At 71.4% G+C, this 15,670-nt stretch carries 15 protein-coding genes; 4 read left to right on the forward strand and 11 right to left on the reverse strand.

Features of this window, described 5'->3' with window-relative positions; genetic code table 11:
- The 4 genes from IE212_RS32695 to rimP all read right to left on the reverse strand — a co-directional run.
- Positions 1–362, reverse strand: a 362-nt coding sequence (locus IE212_RS32695; RefSeq protein ID WP_190201615.1) for a translation initiation factor IF-2 N-terminal domain-containing protein, incomplete at its 3' end; no start/stop codon positions are given.
- 144 nt (positions 363–506) lie between these two features.
- Positions 507–803 (reverse strand): YlxR family protein, encoded by a 297-nt coding sequence (locus tag IE212_RS32700; protein WP_190201616.1) that lies wholly within the window; start codon positions 801–803, stop codon positions 507–509.
- 102 nt (positions 804–905) lie between these two features.
- The gene (gene nusA / locus IE212_RS32705; RefSeq protein WP_190201617.1) at positions 906–1,916 is read right to left on the reverse strand and encodes a transcription termination factor NusA; all 1,011 of its coding nucleotides are present in this window, start codon (positions 1,914–1,916) and stop codon (positions 906–908) included.
- A gap of 2 nt (positions 1,917–1,918) precedes the next feature.
- Entirely contained in the window at positions 1,919–2,428 is a 510-nt protein-coding gene (gene rimP, locus IE212_RS32710) for a ribosome maturation factor RimP (protein ID WP_190201618.1), read from the reverse strand.
- Positions 2,429–2,639: 211 nt separating this feature from the next.
- Here rimP and IE212_RS32715 point away from each other — a divergent pair, with 211 nt between their 5' ends.
- From IE212_RS32715 to IE212_RS32725, 3 genes are read left to right on the forward strand one after another with little or no spacing between them, the layout of a single operon-like run.
- Positions 2,640–3,209: a hypothetical protein gene (locus IE212_RS32715; RefSeq protein WP_190201619.1), complete on the forward strand. Its 570-nt coding sequence runs from the start codon at positions 2,640–2,642 to the stop codon at positions 3,207–3,209.
- The gene (locus tag IE212_RS32720) at positions 3,206–3,670 is read left to right on the forward strand and encodes a ferritin-like domain-containing protein (RefSeq protein WP_190201620.1); all 465 of its coding nucleotides are present in this window, start codon (positions 3,206–3,208) and stop codon (positions 3,668–3,670) included. The genes IE212_RS32715 and IE212_RS32720 overlap by 4 nt, the downstream gene beginning before the upstream one ends.
- 51 nt (positions 3,671–3,721) lie before the next feature.
- Complete coding sequence (locus IE212_RS32725; protein WP_190201621.1) at positions 3,722–4,621, forward strand: aminoglycoside phosphotransferase family protein; 900 nt, start codon at positions 3,722–3,724, stop codon at positions 4,619–4,621.
- 379 nt (positions 4,622–5,000) lie between these two features.
- On the opposite strand, the gene IE212_RS32730 is transcribed toward IE212_RS32725, so the two are convergent.
- The 7 genes from IE212_RS32730 to IE212_RS32760 form a co-directional block, all read right to left on the reverse strand.
- Complete coding sequence (locus IE212_RS32730) at positions 5,001–6,701, reverse strand: proline--tRNA ligase (protein WP_190201622.1); 1,701 nt, start codon at positions 6,699–6,701, stop codon at positions 5,001–5,003.
- 73 nt (positions 6,702–6,774) lie between these two features.
- Entirely contained in the window at positions 6,775–7,305 is a 531-nt protein-coding gene (locus IE212_RS32735; protein WP_190201623.1) for a GNAT family N-acetyltransferase, read from the reverse strand.
- 91 nt (positions 7,306–7,396) lie between these two features.
- On the reverse strand, positions 7,397–8,245 hold the full coding sequence (locus IE212_RS32740; protein ID WP_190201624.1) for a GNAT family N-acetyltransferase: 849 nt from the start codon (positions 8,243–8,245) through the stop codon (positions 7,397–7,399).
- A gap of 176 nt (positions 8,246–8,421) precedes the next feature.
- Positions 8,422–9,579 carry a flavodoxin-dependent (E)-4-hydroxy-3-methylbut-2-enyl-diphosphate synthase gene (gene ispG / locus IE212_RS32745; protein ID WP_190201625.1) on the reverse strand — a complete coding sequence of 386 codons (1,158 nt, stop codon included), beginning with the start codon at positions 9,577–9,579 and terminating at the stop codon, positions 8,422–8,424.
- 169 nt (positions 9,580–9,748) lie between these two features.
- Complete coding sequence (locus IE212_RS32750) at positions 9,749–11,053, reverse strand: M50 family metallopeptidase (RefSeq protein WP_506005139.1); 1,305 nt, start codon at positions 11,051–11,053, stop codon at positions 9,749–9,751.
- On the reverse strand, positions 11,050–12,306 hold the full coding sequence (gene dxr, locus IE212_RS32755) for a 1-deoxy-D-xylulose-5-phosphate reductoisomerase (RefSeq protein ID WP_190201626.1): 1,257 nt from the start codon (positions 12,304–12,306) through the stop codon (positions 11,050–11,052). Before dxr ends, IE212_RS32750 begins: the two co-directional genes overlap by 4 nt.
- Positions 12,307–12,397: 91 nt before the next feature.
- Positions 12,398–14,335 (reverse strand): acyl-CoA dehydrogenase family protein, encoded by a 1,938-nt coding sequence (locus tag IE212_RS32760; protein WP_190201627.1) that lies wholly within the window; start codon positions 14,333–14,335, stop codon positions 12,398–12,400.
- Positions 14,336–14,595: 260 nt separating this feature from the next.
- Here IE212_RS32760 and IE212_RS32765 point away from each other — a divergent pair, with 260 nt between their 5' ends.
- Complete coding sequence (locus IE212_RS32765) at positions 14,596–15,609, forward strand: LacI family DNA-binding transcriptional regulator (protein ID WP_190201628.1); 1,014 nt, start codon at positions 14,596–14,598, stop codon at positions 15,607–15,609.
- Positions 15,610–15,670: the final 61 nt, after the last annotated feature.

Raw genomic sequence — 15,670 nt, forward strand, 5'->3', positions numbered from 1 at the left:
GGCTTGGGGCCCGGCGTCGGACGCGGACCCGGGGTCGGCGCCGGAGCCGAGGGAGCCGACGGCTCCTGGGCCGCCGGGGGCTTGGGGGCGGCCGGCGGCTTCGGGGCAGCCGGACGCGCCGCCTGCGCCGGAGAGGGCGCGGCGGGACGGGGGGCGGCCTTCTTGGGGGCTGCGGGCTTCGCGGCGGACTTGCCGTTGCCACCGCCCTGCTGGAAGGCGTCGGTCAGCTTGCGTACTACGGGCGCTTCGATGGTCGAAGACGCCGAACGGACGAATTCACCGAGCTCCTGGAGCTTGGCCATGACGACCTTGCTCTCGACACCGAACTCCTTGGCGAGTTCGTAGACCCGGACCTTAGCCACTTCGCTCCTTTGAGGTCCGGGTGAAGCCGGACCGTCGCTAGTTCATGGGCGTACTCATCGCGTACTCATCGAGTGCTCATCGCAATCTCGACCTGCTTTCGACTCGCGAGGTACCTAGCCGCACGGGGTTCCGTACGGCACGTCTTACGGTGTTGCCTGCTCGGCAACTGTTGTCTGCTCGACGTATCGGCGCAACGCCTTTGTGTCGAGCGTTCCTGGGGCGCGCAGTGCCCTGGTGAACGCCCGGCGGCGAACCGCCTGGTCGAGACAGACCACGGCGGGGTGTACGTACGCACCCCGGCCGGGCAGCGTACCGCGAGGATCAGGGACGCACGCGTCCTCGATCGCCACGATCCGCAACAGATCGGCCTTGGCCGCTCGCTCCCGACACCCCACGCAGGTGCGCTCAGGGCATGCGCGGGCGTGCGTCCGGCCAGACACAGCTAAGTCTACCTCCCCGTACGCTCCTCACCCCTTTGGGGCAGGATTCGAACAGTTGCCGCGCACGAACCTGTCGTGATCTGAACGGCCTGCGGCTGGGATCTATTCCCCGGGCTGGTTGCCGGCCTGGTCTCCGGCCGGTTCCGTGTCCGGGCGGATGTCGATCCGCCAGCCGGTCAGCCGGGCGGCGAGCCGGGCGTTCTGCCCTTCCTTGCCGATGGCCAGGGACAGCTGGTAGTCGGGCACCGTGACGCGGGCCGACCGGGTCGCCAGGTCCACGACCTCCACCTTGGAGACGCGGGCCGGGGACAGCGCGTTCGCCACCATCTCGGCCGGCTCGTCCGACCAGTCGACGATGTCGATCTTCTCGCCGTTCAGCTCGCCCATCACGTTGCGCACCCGGCCGCCCATGGGGCCGATGCAGGCTCCCTTGGCGTTCAGACCGGACCGGGTGGAGCGGACGGCGATCTTCGTACGGTGACCGGCCTCACGGGCGATCGCGGCGATCTCCACGGACCCGTCGGCGATCTCCGGCACCTCCAGGGCGAAGAGCTTCTTCACCAGGTTGGGGTGCGTACGGGAGAGCGTCACGGAGGGCCCGCGGACGCCCTTGGCCACCCGGACGACGTACGACCGCAGCCGCGTGCCGTGCGGGTAGGTCTCGCCCGGCACCTGCTCCTGCACCGGCAGGATGGCCTCGAGCTTGCCGATGTCCACGAGCACGTTCTTGGGGTCGCGGCCCTGCTGGACCACCCCGGTGACGATGTCGCCCTCGCGGCCGGCGTACTCGCCGAGCGTCGCGTCGTCCTCGGCGTCGCGCAGGCGCTGCAGGATGACCTGCTTGGCCGTGGTGGCGGCGATACGGCCGAAGCCGGACGGGGTGTCGTCGAACTCGCGGGGCTCCTGCCCCTCCTCGAGGTCGTCGGGTTCCTCCTTCGCCCACACGGTCACATGGCCGGTCTCCCGGTTGAGCTCCACGCGCGCGTGACGGCGGCTTCCCTCGGTGCGGTGGTAGGCGATGAGGAGGGCCGACTCGATCGCCTCGACCAGCAGGTCGAAGGAGATCTCCTTCTCCCGAACCAAGCCCCGCAGGGCACTCATGTCGATGTCCACGGCTACGCCTCCTCTTCCTTCTTGTTGTCCTTGTTGTCCTTGCGGCCGAACTCGACCTGGACGCGCGCCCGGACGATGTCGCCGAAGGCGAGTCTGCGCGCCGTGGGCTTGCGGCCCTTCACCCCGGGCACCTCGGTGTCGACGCCCTCGTCGTCGACCTTCAGGATCCTGGCGACCAGCTCGCCGCCCTCGGCCAGCTGGAACTTCACCAGCCGGTCCGTGGCGCGGACGTAGTGCCGGTGTTCCGTGAGGAGGCGCTCGGCGCCGGGGGTGCCGACCTCGAGGGTGTACTCCCCCTCGCCCATCGCGTCGGTCTCGTCGAGCTTCGCCGAGAGCGCGCGGCTCACATCGGCGATCTGGTCCAGGTCCGCGCCCGTGTCCGAGTCGACGACGACGCTCAGCACACGCTTGCGCCCGACGGAGTCCACCGCGATCTCTTCGAGATCCAGGCCCTGGGAGTTGACGAGCGGCTCCAGCAGCTCTCGCAGCCTCTCGCTCTGGGTGGTGCTCATCCGGGTGACTCCTCGGCCGCGTGTGCTGTTGTGGGATGGGTCGCGTGTCTGGTCAAAGGGTATCCGGTCGCGGGGGGTGTTGCCGTCCACCCGGTGACGAACGGTGCCGCTGAGTGGTCCTGGGCCGGGGCCCGGGTACCGTGATCACGGGCGTGCAGCCCTGACCGAGAGTCGCTTCTTTCTCCGTACGAGCCCCCCGAGGACGTCTGACGTGCCGTTCCCCTCATCGCCGCGCGCCCGTTCGGGGCCGCGCAGAAGGAGCCTGCTCGCCGTCGGCTCGACGGCCCTCGTCCTGGCGGGCTGCTCCGCCGGCGCCGAGGACCCCGGTGACCGGCGCGACGGCCGGTCGGACGCCGAACGCCGGGCACGCGCGCGTGCGGCGCGGGACAGCGAGGGGCTGGTGGAGCGGTACGACGCGGTGATCGCCGCACATCCGGCGCTGACGGAGCGGCTGCGGCCGTTGCGGGAGGAAACCGCACGGCACGTCCGCGCCTTAGGAGCGGGCGGCCGGAAGGCGTCCGCCTCTCCGGCACCTTCTCCGTCACGGCCCTCCTCGGCTGCCCCGTCCGCCTCTCCCGCCTCCGCCGCTTCCCCCTCGGCCGTCGCCGTGCCGGGGAACGACAAGGACGCGCTCGCCGCGCTGGCGGCGGCCGAGCGGGAGCTGGCCGACCGGCGGGCGAAGGCGCTGCTCGACGTGCCGGGCGAGCTGGCGCGGCTGCTGGCGTCGGTGTCGGCGGCCGGGGCGGCGCATGTGTATCTGCTGACGGAAGGTGGCGCGTGAGCGACGCGAAGGACCAGGAGCTGCGGGCCCTCCAGGCGGCGCTGGCGGCCGAGCACGCGGCGGTGTACGGGTACGGCGTCGTCGGCGGGCGGATCGGCGAGGGGCGGCGCGCCGAGGCACGGAGGGCCTACGACGCGCACCGGGCACGCCGGGACGCGCTGGTGCGTGAGGTGAAGGACCTGGGGGGCAGGCCCGTGGCCGCGGCCGCCGGGTACGCGCTGCCGTTCCCGGTGCCGGACGCGGCGGCGGCCGTGCGGCTCGCCGCCGAGCTGGAGGACCGGTTGGCCGGGGTGTACTCGGACCTGGTGCGCGCGGCGGACGGCGTGCGGCGGGCGCTGGCCGCCGAGGCGCTGCGGGAGGCGGCGGTGCGGGCGGTGCGCTGGCGCGGCGAGAGCGTAGCCTTCCCTGGGCTCGCCGAGCGGGCGGACGCGGCTCCGCCCTCGGCGGCGCCCACGGCGTGACGCGCAGGGGCGGGCACGCACCGCGGACAGCACGAAGGGAACGACTCGCGCATGGTTTTCGAACCGCCGAAGCGTCTGGTCAGGGCGCTCGGTGAGACGGCACAGGACGGTGACGCCTGGCTGGAGAAGCTGCCCGAGGCGGCACAGCAGGCCGTGGCACTACGCGAGTTGACCGTGGAACGGGTGCAGGTGCCTGGTGGGCGCAGCAGCCTGGTGGCGCTGGTCCGCAGGGCCGACGGGACGCCCGCCGTGCTCAAACTGGCGCCGGCCCGGGCCCGCCCGGAGGCGGAGCGGGCCGCGCTCGCGCACTGGGCCGGGCGGGGTGCCGTTCAGCTGCTCGAGCCCTTCGTCACCGAGGGTGTGCTGCTGTTGGAGCGGCTGCATCCGGATGTGTCGGTGCGGTCGCTGCCGGAGGCGAAGGCGCTGCTGGAGGCTGCCGGGACGCTGCGGCGGCTGTGGGTGGAGCCGCCCGCCGGCTTCCCCTTCGAGACCGTGGCCGAGCGGACCGGGCGGCAGGCCGAGGCCATGCGGGCGAGCGCGCGGACCGACCCCGACGTGGCGCCGCTGGTCGACCTGGCGCTCGGGGCGCGTGCGGAGCTGCTGGCCGCGCCGCCCGACCACCGGCTGCTGCACGGCACGTTCCGGCAGAGCAAGGTGCTCTCCGGGGAGCGGATGCCGTGGCTGGCCGTGGGCCCCGATCCGGTGGTCGGCGAGTGCGCTTTCGATCTGGCCCGGCTGGTGCGCGACCGGGTGGAGGACCTGATCGCCCAGCCGTCCGGTGCGGGCACCACCCGGCGCCGGGTGAAGCGGCTCGCGGAGTCGCTCGACGTCGACCAGGAACGGCTGCGGGGGTGGACGCTGTTCCGGGCCGTCGAGTCGGGTGTGCGGGCACTGCGGGTCGGGCGGCCGCGGGACGCGGAGAACCTGCTGGAGTTCGCCGGCTGGCTGTGAGCGTGCGCCCGGTCGGCGACCGGGCGCACGCTCAGGGCAGGCCCGGGTTCCGGGCGGGCCATCGCGGTCGGCGGCACGGGGTGTGCGCGCCTGAAGCGGGGGGCCGGGCCCGTCGCACCCAAGACGCCCGCGACAGCACGGGGCGAGCCGGACCGCACCGCGCGGCAACCGCGGCGCGGGGACGGACGGGCCCCCCGGCCCCCGCGGCACTACGCCGTGAGCCGGGCGAACCACTGCGGCACCCGTCCCGCGGTGCAGGAGAGGGCCGGAGAGGCCCTTACGGCCTCACGGCGCAAGCACGGACAGAACCCACCCACGGCAACCCGCCCCGCGACCTCACCGGACGCGGCGGACGAGCCCCTGCGGCAGCCCCGCGGGGTCAGGCCGTGAGTCGGGCGATGGCCTCCTCGACCGTGAGTTCCTCGCGTTCGCCGGTGCGGCGGTCCTTCAGTTCCACCACGCCCTCGGCGGCGCGCCGGCCGGCCACCAGGATCTGCGGGACGCCGATCAGCTCGGAGTCGGTGAACTTGACTCCCGGCGAGACGCCGGCACGGTCGTCGACCAGGACGCGGACACCGGCCTCGGCCAGCTTCCCGGAGATGTCGAGGGCCAGTTCCGTCTGGAGGGCCTTTCCGGCGGCGACCACGTGGACGTCGGCCGGCGCGACCTCCTTGGGCCAGCACAGGCCCTTGTCGTCGGCGCTCTGCTCGGCGAGAGCGGCGACCGCTCGGGAGACGCCGATGCCGTAGGAGCCCATGGTGACGCGGACCGGCTTGCCGTTCTGGCCGAGGACGTCGAGCTTGAGGGCGTCGGCGTACTTGCGGCCCAGCTGGAAGATGTGGCCGATCTCGATGGCGCGGTCGAGGACGAGTCCGGTACCGCACTTGGGGCAGGGGTCGCCCTCCTGGACGACCACGACGTCGACGTACTCGCCGACCTCGAAGTCGCGGCCCGCGACGACGTTCTTCGTGTGGGTGCCGGTCTTGTTGGCGCCGGTGATCCAGGCCGTGCCCGGGGCGACGCGCGGGTCGGCGATGTACGTGACCTTGTCCAGGCCCTGCGGTCCCACGTAGCCGCGGACCAGGTCGGGGCGGGCCGCGAAGTCCGCCTCGGTGACCAGCTCGACGACGGCCGGGGCGAAGTGCGCCTCGACCTTGTCCATGTCGACCTCGCGGTCCCCGGGGACGCCGACGGCGACGATCTCGCCGTCGACCTTCACGAGGAGGTTCTTCAGCGTGGCCGAGGCCGGGACGCCGAGGTGGGCGGCGAGGGTCTCGATGGTCGGGGTGTCGGGGGTGGGGATGTCCTCTGCGGCGGGCACGTCCGAGCCGTCGACGGGCTTCAGCTCGTACGTGATCGCCTCGGTGTTGGCCGCGAAGTCGCAGTTCGGGCAGTCGGCGAAGGTGTCCTCGCCGGCCTCGGCCGGGGCGAGGAACTCCTCGGACTTGGAGCCGCCCATCGCGCCGGCCGTGGCGGCGCAGATGCGGTAGTCGAGGCCGAGGCGCGCGAAGATCCTCTGGTAGGCCTCGCGGTGCAGGGCGTAGGACTTGGCGAGGCCCTCGTCCTCGGTGTCGAAGGAGTAGGAGTCCTTCATCAGGAACTCGCGGCCGCGCAGGATGCCCGCGCGGGGCCGGGCCTCGTCACGGTACTTGTTCTGGATCTGGTAGAGGATCACCGGCAGGTCCTTGTAGGAGGACGCCTGGTCCTTCACCAGCAGCGTGAAGATCTCCTCGTGGGTCGGGCCGAGGAGGTAGTCGCCGCCCTTGCGGTCCTGGAGGCGGAACAGCTCGGGGCCGTACTCGTCCCAGCGTCCGGTGGCGTCGTAGGGCTCACGGGGCAGGATGGCGGGGAGCAGCACCTCCTGGGCGCCGATGGCGTCCATCTCCTCGCGGACGACGCGCTCCACGTTGGCCAGGACCCGCTTGCCGAGGGGAAGCCAGCTCCAGATGCCGGCGGCGGTACGGCGCACGTACCCGGCGCGCACGAGGAGCTTGTGGCTGAGGACCTCGGCGTCCGCCGGGTCGTCGCGCAAGGTCTTCGCCATCAACTGGGACATGCGCTGGACCGGTACGTTCGCCATGGCTCTTCTGCTCCTGCTGCCGAGTAGGTGATGGCAGGAGGTTATCCGGGGGGTGCGCGGGGGTGGAAATCGGTTAACGGCGGAGGAGCGGGAGCGGGGCTCCCATCACCGCGTACGGCTTCGGGGCGCTCGGGAAGAGGACCTGGCGGGCGAGGTCCTGGTAGCCGAGGGAGCGGTAGAGGGCGCGTGCGGGGCTCTCGGTGTCGATGGCGGAGAGGATCGAGCGGGGTTCGGTGGCGCCGTCGGTGATCGTGGTGATCAGGGAGCGGCCGATGCCGCGGTTCTGGAAGTCGGGGTGGACGTGCAGTTCCGTGATCACGAAGGAGTCGTCGAGCCAGTGGTCGTTGCGGCCCGCTCTGAGGTACGGCTCCACGACGGTGGACCACCAGTGGGTACGGTCGTTGGGCATGCCGTAGACGAAGCCGACCAGTGCGCCGTCGGCTGTCGCGCCGAGGGCGCGGGCGCCGCGGTAGGTCATGTGGCGCAGGACGATCTGGCGGCGCACGGCGACTTCGTCGGGGCCGAGGCCGAAGGCCACGGCCTGGACGGCCAGGGCCTCGTCCACGTGGGCGGAGAGGTCGAGTGGGCCGATCACGAGGTCCATGGCGGGGAGCCTACAGGGGAGTTCGCGCTCATCGCCGGGCGATGGTCCGCACGGGGCTGCCGGCTCGGTTCCCCCCGCACCCCGGGGCGTGTCAGAACAGGACGCTCATGAAAGCGCCCACCTCCTGGAAGCCCACCCTCTGGTACGCCCTGCGGGCCGCCGTGTTGAAGTCGTTGACGTAGAGGCTGGCGACCGGGGCGACGTCGGCCAGGGCATAGCGGAGGACCGCCGCCATGCCGGGTGCGGCCAGGCCGGTGCCCCGGTACTCGGGGGCCACCCAAACGCCCTGGATCTGGCAGGCGCGGTCCGTCGCGGCTCCGATCTCGGCCTTGAAGACGACCTTGCCGTCCGCGTCGAAACGGGCGAAGGCACGGCCCGAGCCGACGAGTTCGGCGACCCGGGCCTGGTAGAGGAGGCCGCCGTCGCCGGAGAGCGGGGAGACGCCGACCTCCTCGGTGAACATCGCCACGCAGGCCGGCATGATCTTCTCCATCTCGTCCTTGCGGACGCGACGGACGTAGGGATCCGGGGCTGTGCCGTCCGGCAGGCGGTCGGTGACCATGAGGGGCTGGTGGCGGCGGACCTCGCGGGCCGGGCCCCACTGGGGTTCCAGCAGCCGCCACAGGTCGGACGTGGGTCCGGCGGGGCCGACTATGGAGGAACACCGGCGGCCGGCCCGGCGGGCGCGGTCGGCGAAGGCGCGGACGGCGCGCGGGCCGGCGCAGATCGGGACCAGGTTCGCGCCCGCATAGCACAGGGACGTCAGGATGCCGTCCTCGTACCAGCCCCACATCTCTCCGCCGAGCCGCCACGGGTCGAGGCCGGCGATCTGTACCCGTGACGCCACGAAGGCGTTCGCGACCGGCTCACGGTCGAGTACGGCGAGCGCGGCGTCCAGGTCGCTCGGTTCGAGGACCCGGGAGGTCGTCTGCGTCAACACGTGCGGGGCCTCACACACTGGGGTCGGCTGATCCCCGCACTATAGCTGCGCTGCTTGGGCGGGGCGCCTTGGAGCTCGGGAGTGACGGTTCGCCGGCGGGTGCGGGTGGGTCGTGGCTTGTCGCGCAGTTCCCCGCGCCCCCAAGAAGGGCGCGGGGCCAACCGGCGTCAAGAAAGTCAGCCCGCGACCGCCACCGAAGGCTCGCCCGAGGCGACGCCGTCCTTCTCCATCTGTTCGGCCAGCTTCATGGCCTCTTCGATGAGGGTTTCCACGATCTTGGACTCGGGGACGGTCTTGATGACCTCGCCCTTGACGAAGATCTGGCCCTTGCCGTTTCCGGAGGCGACGCCGAGGTCGGCCTCGCGGGCCTCGCCGGGACCGTTGACGACACAGCCCATGACGGCGACGCGGAGCGGGACGTCCATGCCGGTGAGGCCGGCCGTGACCTCTTCGGCCAGCTTGTAGACGTCGACCTGGGCGCGGCCGCAGGAGGGGCAGGAGACGATCTCGAGGCCGCGCTGGCGCAGGTTCAGCGACTCCAGGATCTGGATGCCGACCTTGACCTCCTCGGCCGGGGGCGCGCTCAGCGACACCCGGATCGTGTCGCCGATGCCCTGGCTGAGCAGTGCGCCGAAGGCGACCGCCGACTTGATGGTGCCCTGGAAGGCCGGGCCCGCCTCCGTGACGCCGAGGTGCAGCGGGTAGTCGCACTGCGCGGCGAGCTGCTTGTACGCCTCGATCATGATGACCGGGTCGTTGTGCTTGACGGAGATCTTGATGTCCCGGAAGTCGTGCTCCTCGAAGAGGGACGCCTCCCACAGGGCCGACTCGACCAGGGCCTCGGGGGTCGCCTTGCCGTACTTCTGGAGGAGGCGCCTGTCGAGGGAGCCGGCGTTGACGCCGATGCGGATCGGGGTGCCGTGGTCGCGGGCCGCCTTGGCGATCTCCTTGACCTTGTCGTCGAACTGCTTGATGTTGCCGGGGTTGACGCGGACCGCCGCGCAGCCGGCCTCGATCGCGGCGAAGACGTACTTGGGCTGGAAGTGGATGTCGGCGATGACCGGGATCTGCGACTTGCGGGCGATGGTGGCGAGGGCGTCGGCGTCGTCCTGGGTGGGGCAGGCGACGCGGACGATCTGGCAGCCGGAGGCGGTGAGTTCGGCGATCTGCTGCAGGGTCGCGCCGATGTCGGACGTGCGTGTGGTCGTCATCGACTGCACCGAGACGGGGGCGTCTCCGCCGACCGCCACGGGTCCGACCTGGATCTGCCGGCTCTTCCGGCGCTCGGCGAGCTTGGTCGGAACGGACGGCATGCCGAGAGAAATCGCAGTCATCTGCTGTGCAACCCCAAGTCGTGGATCAAGGTCCGGTCCCGTGAGCAGCGGGCTCCGAGCTTCGAGATTACGGCACGGGCTGTGGCCCGGGCACATCCCGCCCCGCATTGCCACTCAATGGGAGGCGGCCCGGCACGAACCGTACCGGGCCGCCGTGAACCGCGTATGACTAGGAGATTCGTACCGGGTTCACCACGTCCGCGATCAGGACCAGGATCGTGAAGCAGATGAAGATCCCGGCGACGACGTAGGCGACCGGCATGAGCTTCGCCACGTCGAAGGGGCCGGGGTCCGGCCGGCGCAGCACCTTGGCGATGTTGCGGCGCAGCGACTCCCACAGGGCGCCCGCGATGTGGCCGCCGTCGAGCGGCAGCAGCGGGAGCATGTTGAACAGGAACAGGGAGAGGTTGAAGCCGGCGACCAGCATGAGGGCCATGGCCAGCTGCTGGGTGGGCGGGATGTCGAGGGTGAAGATCTCGCCGCCGACGCGGGCCGCGCCGACCACGCCCATCGGGGAGTCGGCCTCGCGCTCGGCGCCGTCGAAGGCCGCGTTCCACAGGGCCGGGATCTTGCCGGGCAGGGCGGCCAGGGAGTCGACGGCGTCGACGACCCGGTCGCCCATCCAGGTCACGGAGTCGCCGAAGTCCTGCTTGACCACGCCGGTGGCGGCGCTGAAGCCGAGGAAACCGGCCTGGACGTACTGCCCCTCGACGATCTGCCCGCCGGAGTCCTTCTTGGCGACCTGGTTGGTGGCGATCTTCGCCCGCAGGGTGATGTCCTGGCCCTTGCGCTCGACGACGATCGGCACCTCCTTGCCGGGGGTGGCGCGGATCAGGTCGGACAGCTTGTTCCAGTCGTCGGTCTTCACTCCGTCGAAGGAGACGATCTTGTCGCCCGCCTTGAGACCGGCCGCGGCGGCGGGGCTCGCCGGGTCGCCCTTCTGGCACTTGTCGCGGTTCTCGCTCTGGGCGATGACGCACTGGGAGACCGAGCTGACCGTGTTGGTCTGCTGGGTGATGCCGAAGCCCATCAGGACGGTGAGGAACAGCGCCACCGCCAGGACCAGGTTCATGAAGGGGCCCGCGAACATCACGATCACGCGCTTCCAGGGGGCGCGCGTGTAGAACAGGCGTTTCTCGTCGCCCGGCTTGAGTTCCTCGAAGGCGGCGCTGCGGGCGTCCTCGATCATGCCGCGCCACGGGGAGGTGGAGCGGGCCTCCAGGCGGCCGTCGGGGCCGGGCGGGAACATGCCGATCATGCGGATGTAGCCGCCGAACGGGATGGCCTTGACGCCGTACTCGGTCTCGCCCCTGTGCCGCGACCAGAGCGTCGGGCCGAAGCCGACCATGTACTGCGGCACGCGGATGCCGAACAGCTTGGCGAACGACAGATGCCCCAGCTCGTGCCACGCGATCGAGAAGAGCAGGCCGATCACGAAGAGACCTATGCCGAGGATGAACATCAGGGTCGTCATGCACGGGCCTCCGCCGTCTGTGCCGCCAGTTGCCGGGCCCGGGCCCGCGCCCAGGTCTCCGCTTCGAGGACGTCCGACACGGTGAGTGAGGTTCCCGTACGCGGGGTGCCGTGTTCCTCGACGACCCGGGTGACGGTGTCCATGATCCCGTTGAAGGGCAGTGCGCCCTGGCGGAACGCCTCCACGCACTCCTCGTTGGCCGCATTGAACACCGCCGGCGCGGTGCCCGCGAGCTCGCCGACGTGCCGGGCGAGGTTCACCGAGGGGAAGGCCTCGTTGTCGAGCGGGAAGAACTCCCAGGTCGAGGCCTTGCTCCAGTCGAAGGTGGGCGCCGCGTCGGGGACGCGTTCGGGCCAGCCGAGACCGATGGCGATGGGCCCGCGCATGTCGGGCGGGGTCGCCTGGGCCAGTGTCGATCCATCCGTGAACTCAACCATCGAGTGGACATACGACTGGGGATGCACGACGACCTCAATGCGGTCGAAGGGAATGTCGTAGAGGAGGTGTGCCTCGATGACCTCCAGGCCCTTGTTGACGAGGGTCGCGCTGTTGATCGTGATGACCGGGCCCATGGCCCAGGTGGGGTGGGCGAGGGCGTCCTCGACGGTCACGCTCGCCAGCTCGGCCTTCGTACGGCCGCGGAAGGGGCCGCCGGAGGCGGTGACGACCAGCTTGCGGACGTCGGCGCGGGTGCCGGCCGCGAGGGCCTGGAAGAGGGCGGCATGCTCGGAGTCGACCGGGATGATCTGCCCGGGCTTGGCGAGGGCCTTGACCAGCGGGCCGCCGACGATGAGCGACTCCTTGTTGGCGAGCGCGAGGGTGCGGCCCGCTTCCAGGGCCGCGAGGGTCGGGGCGAGGCCGATGGAGCCGGTGATGCCGTTCAGCACGGTGTGGCAGTCGGACGCCGCGAGCCGGGTGGCCGCGTCCGGGCCGGCGAGGATCTCGGGGAGCGGCTCGCCCGTGCCGTACCGCGCGGTGAGCGCCTCGCGCAGGGCCGGGACGACGTCCTCGCGTGCGACGGCGACGGTGCGCACCCGCAGCAGGTGCGCCTGCTCGGCGAGGAGGGCGACCCGGCCGCCGTTCGCGGACAGGCCGGTGACCCGGAACCGGTCGGGGTTGCGCAGCACGAGGTCGATGGCCTGCGTGCCGATGGACCCGGTGGAGCCGAGGAGCACCACGTCCTTGGGGCCGTCGCCCGCTACGGGATCGTGGACGAGGTGCGGGTCGGCGAGGGGGGCTGGACTGTCGCTCATTCCTCCATTGTTGCCGTAAGCGTCGCGCGGGAGGACAGCGCGTCCCCTTCGTGGGGGGCGCGCGCCACAACGGCCCGCGCCCCGTGAAGGTTCACCGGATCGGCCGGTGCACGTTCTCCCTCCCGGACGGCCCCGGGGTCGCGTCCGCGATCCACGGCCCGTCGGTCGACGGGTCGATGATGCCCTGCTCCAGCCACTCGTAGGTGCCGGAGAGGACGCCCTTGACGACCTTGCGGTCGAGGTCGTCGGTGTTGGTCCACAGGCGGTTGAAGAGTTCCTCGATCCGGATCCGGGACTGGCGGCAGAAGACGTCGGCGAGCTGGTAGGCCTCGCGGCCGTGGTCGCCCTGGCTGCGCAGGAGTTCGGCGCGGACGCAGGCCGCGCTCATGGCGAACAGTTCGGCGCCGATGTCGACGATCCGGCCCAGGAAGCCCTGCTTGGATTCCATCCGGCCCTGCCAGCGGGACATGGCGTAGAAGGTGGAGCGGGCCAGTTTCCGGGCGGTGCGTTCGACGTAGCGCAGGTGCCCGGAGAGGTCCACGGCGTGCTTGAACTCGCCGTAGGAGGTGGGGAGCTGACCCGGCCCCGCGACCAGTTTGGGAAGCCACTTGGCGTAGAAGGCGCCCGCGTTCGCGCCCGCCTTCGCCTTGTCGCCGAGGGACTTCTCGGGGTCGATGAGGTCACCGGCGACCGTCAGGTGGGCGTCGACGGCCTCGCGTGCGATCAGCAGGTGCATGATCTCGGTGGAGCCCTCGAAGATGCGGTTGATGCGCAGGTCGCGCAGGAGCTGTTCGGCTGGGACGCCGCGCTCGCCGCGGGCCCGCAGGGACTCGGCCGTCTCGAAGCCCCGGCCGCCGCGGATCTGGACCAGCTCGTCGGCCATCGTCCAGGCCATCTCGGAGGCGTACAGCTTGGCGAGGGCGCCTTCGATGCGGATGTCGTTGCGGTCCTCGTCGGCCATCTGGGACGCCAGGTCCGTCACGGCCTCCAGGGCGAAGGTGGTGGCCGCGATGAAGGAGATCTTGGAGCCGACCGCCTCGTGGTGCGCGACGGGCTTGCCCCACTGCTCGCGTGCCGCCGACCACTCCCGGGCGATCTTCAGGCACCACTTGCCGGCCGCCACGCAGGAGGCGGGCAGCGACAGCCGGCCGGTGTTCAGCGTGGTCAGGGCGATCTTCAGGCCCTGGCCCTCCTCGCCCACGCGGTTGGCGGCGGGGACGCGGACCTGGTGGAAGCGGGTGACGCCGTTCTCGATGCCCCGCAGGCCCATGAAGGCGTTGCGGTTCTCGACGGTGACGCCGGGCGAGTTGGTCTCCACCACGAAGGCGGTGATCCCGCCGCGGTGGCCCTCGCTCTTCGGCACCCGGGCCATCACGACCAGCAGGTCGGCGACGACGCCGTTGGTGGTCCACAGCTTCACGCCGTCGAGGACGTAGTCGTCCCCGTCGGGCACGGCCGTGGTGGCCAGGCGGGCCGGGTCGGAGCCGACGTCGGGCTCGGTGAGCAGGAAGGCGCTGATGTCCGTGCGGGCGCAGCGGGGCAGGAAGCGCTCCCGCTGCTCGTCGGTGCCGAACAGCTTCAGCGGCTGGGGCACGCCGATCGACTGGTGCGCGGAGAGCAGCACGCCGATCGCGGGGCTGGCGGAGCCGACCAGGGCGAGGGCCTTGTTGTAGTACACCTGTGTCAGGCCCAGACCGCCGTACTTGGTGGCGATCTTCATGCCGAAGGCACCGAGTTCCTTCAGCCCGTCGATCACCTCGTCGGGGATCCGGGCCTCGCGCTCGATGAGGGCGCCGTCGACCTTCGTCTCGACGAAGTCGCGGAGCTTGGCGAGGAACTCCTCGCCGCGCTGGGCCGCCTCGTCGGCCGGAAGGGGGTGGGGGTGGATGAGGTCGAGCCGGAAGCGGCCGAGGAACAGCTCCTTGGCGAAGCTGGGCTTGCGCCAGTGCTGTTCCCGGGCGGCCTCCGCCACCTCGCGGGCCTCCCGCTCGGTGACGGCGGGACGGGAAGAGGGAGTGGAAGCGGACATGAGGGGCACCTCGCCGCAACTAGGGATGTTGAGGACTGTACGTTACCGACCAGTGCTACTGGATCGTTGGTACCCGAATCCGGACGCTCTCACCAGTCTTCGCGCGTCCGTTCAGCCCAAGAGTCGGCCGCCTTCGGGTATCGAAGCGCTTCGACAACCTATGGACACCCACTCCCGCTGGAGCTACTGTCAAACCACCCTCACCCGCCCACGTCAGCAAGGCGCGTAGTCGAAGCGCTTCACAAAGCTTGGAGAGCTGGATGGTCACCCTCGCCGAGGTCGCCCAGCACGCCGGAGTCTCGGCGAGCACGGTGAGCTATGTCCTCAGCGGCAAGCGGTCCATCTCCGCGAACACCCGCCAGCGGGTCGAGCGGAGCATCCGCGAGCTCGGGTACCACCCGAACGCCGGGGCCCGCGCCCTGGCCAGCAGCAAGTCGAACATCATCGCGCTGATGATCCCGCTGCGCACGGACATGTACGTACCCGTGATGATGGAGATCGCCATCGCCGTGGCGACCTCCGCCCGCACGCACGGGTACGACGTGCTGCTGCTCACCGGTGAGGAGGGGCCCGACGCGGTGCGCCGCGTCGCGGGCAGCGGGCTCGCCGACGGGATGATCCTGATGGACGTCGAACTCGACGACGAGCGGCTGCCGCTGCTGCGGGCGACCGACCAGCCGTCCGTGCTGATCGGGCTGCCCGCCGACACCGCCGGCCTGACCTGCGTCGATCTGGACTTCCACGCGACGGGCGCACTGTGCGTGGAGCACCTGGCGAAGCAGGGGCACCAGGACGTCGCCCTCATCGGTGAGGCCCCGGCGGTCTACGAGCGGCACACCGGCTTCGCCGAGCGCACCCTCGACGGCCTGCGGTCCCGGTCCCGGGAGCTGGGGGTGCGGCTGCTGCACCGGCCGTGCGAGGGCGGGTACGACGCGATGGCGGTGACGCTCGCCCGGATCCTCGACGAACGCCCGGGCACCTCGGGGATCATCGTGCAGAACGAGTCGGCGGTCGAGCCGCTGCTCGCGCTGCTGCGGCAGCAGGGCCGGGCCGTGCCGGAGGACGTGTCGGTGGTCGCGATCTGCCCCGACCAGGTCGCGACGCAGGCCTCGGTGCGGCTGACGTCGGTGGCCATCCCCGCGCAGGAGATGGGCCGGCACGCCGTGGAACACCTGGTCGCCAAGCTGGAGGGGCGCGGCAGCGACGAGGTCGTGCTGATCGCGCCCGAGCTGACGGTCCGGGCGAGCACGGGACCGGCGCCGAGCCGGTCGTAAGGCCGGCGTTCGCCGGACACCGCCTCCTCCCGGGGCACCCCCATGTCCGCACTCCTTCCCG

Origin of the sequence: Streptomyces djakartensis (assembly GCF_014651075.1) — a bacterium.
Lineage (GTDB): Bacteria > Actinomycetota > Actinomycetes > Streptomycetales > Streptomycetaceae > Streptomyces > Streptomyces djakartensis.

Coding starts and splice junctions, on each gene's coding strand:
- rimP (WP_190201618.1), bottom strand. CDS start 2,428: ATGAGCACCACCCAGAGCGAGAGGCTGCGAGAGCTGCTGGAGCCGCTC.
- IE212_RS32725 (WP_190201621.1), top strand. CDS start 3,722: ATGGTTTTCGAACCGCCGAAGCGTCTGGTCAGGGCGCTCGGTGAGACG.
- IE212_RS32730 (WP_190201622.1), bottom strand. CDS start 6,701: ATGGCGAACGTACCGGTCCAGCGCATGTCCCAGTTGATGGCGAAGACC.
- IE212_RS32735 (WP_190201623.1), bottom strand. CDS start 7,305: ATGGACCTCGTGATCGGCCCACTCGACCTCTCCGCCCACGTGGACGAG.
- ispG (WP_190201625.1), bottom strand. CDS start 9,579: ATGACTGCGATTTCTCTCGGCATGCCGTCCGTTCCGACCAAGCTCGCC.
- IE212_RS32750 (WP_506005139.1), bottom strand. CDS start 11,053: ATGACGACCCTGATGTTCATCCTCGGCATAGGTCTCTTCGTGATCGGC.
- dxr (WP_190201626.1), bottom strand. CDS start 12,306: ATGAGCGACAGTCCAGCCCCCCTCGCCGACCCGCACCTCGTCCACGAT.
- IE212_RS32760 (WP_190201627.1), bottom strand. CDS start 14,335: ATGTCCGCTTCCACTCCCTCTTCCCGTCCCGCCGTCACCGAGCGGGAG.
- IE212_RS32765 (WP_190201628.1), top strand. CDS start 14,596: ATGGTCACCCTCGCCGAGGTCGCCCAGCACGCCGGAGTCTCGGCGAGC.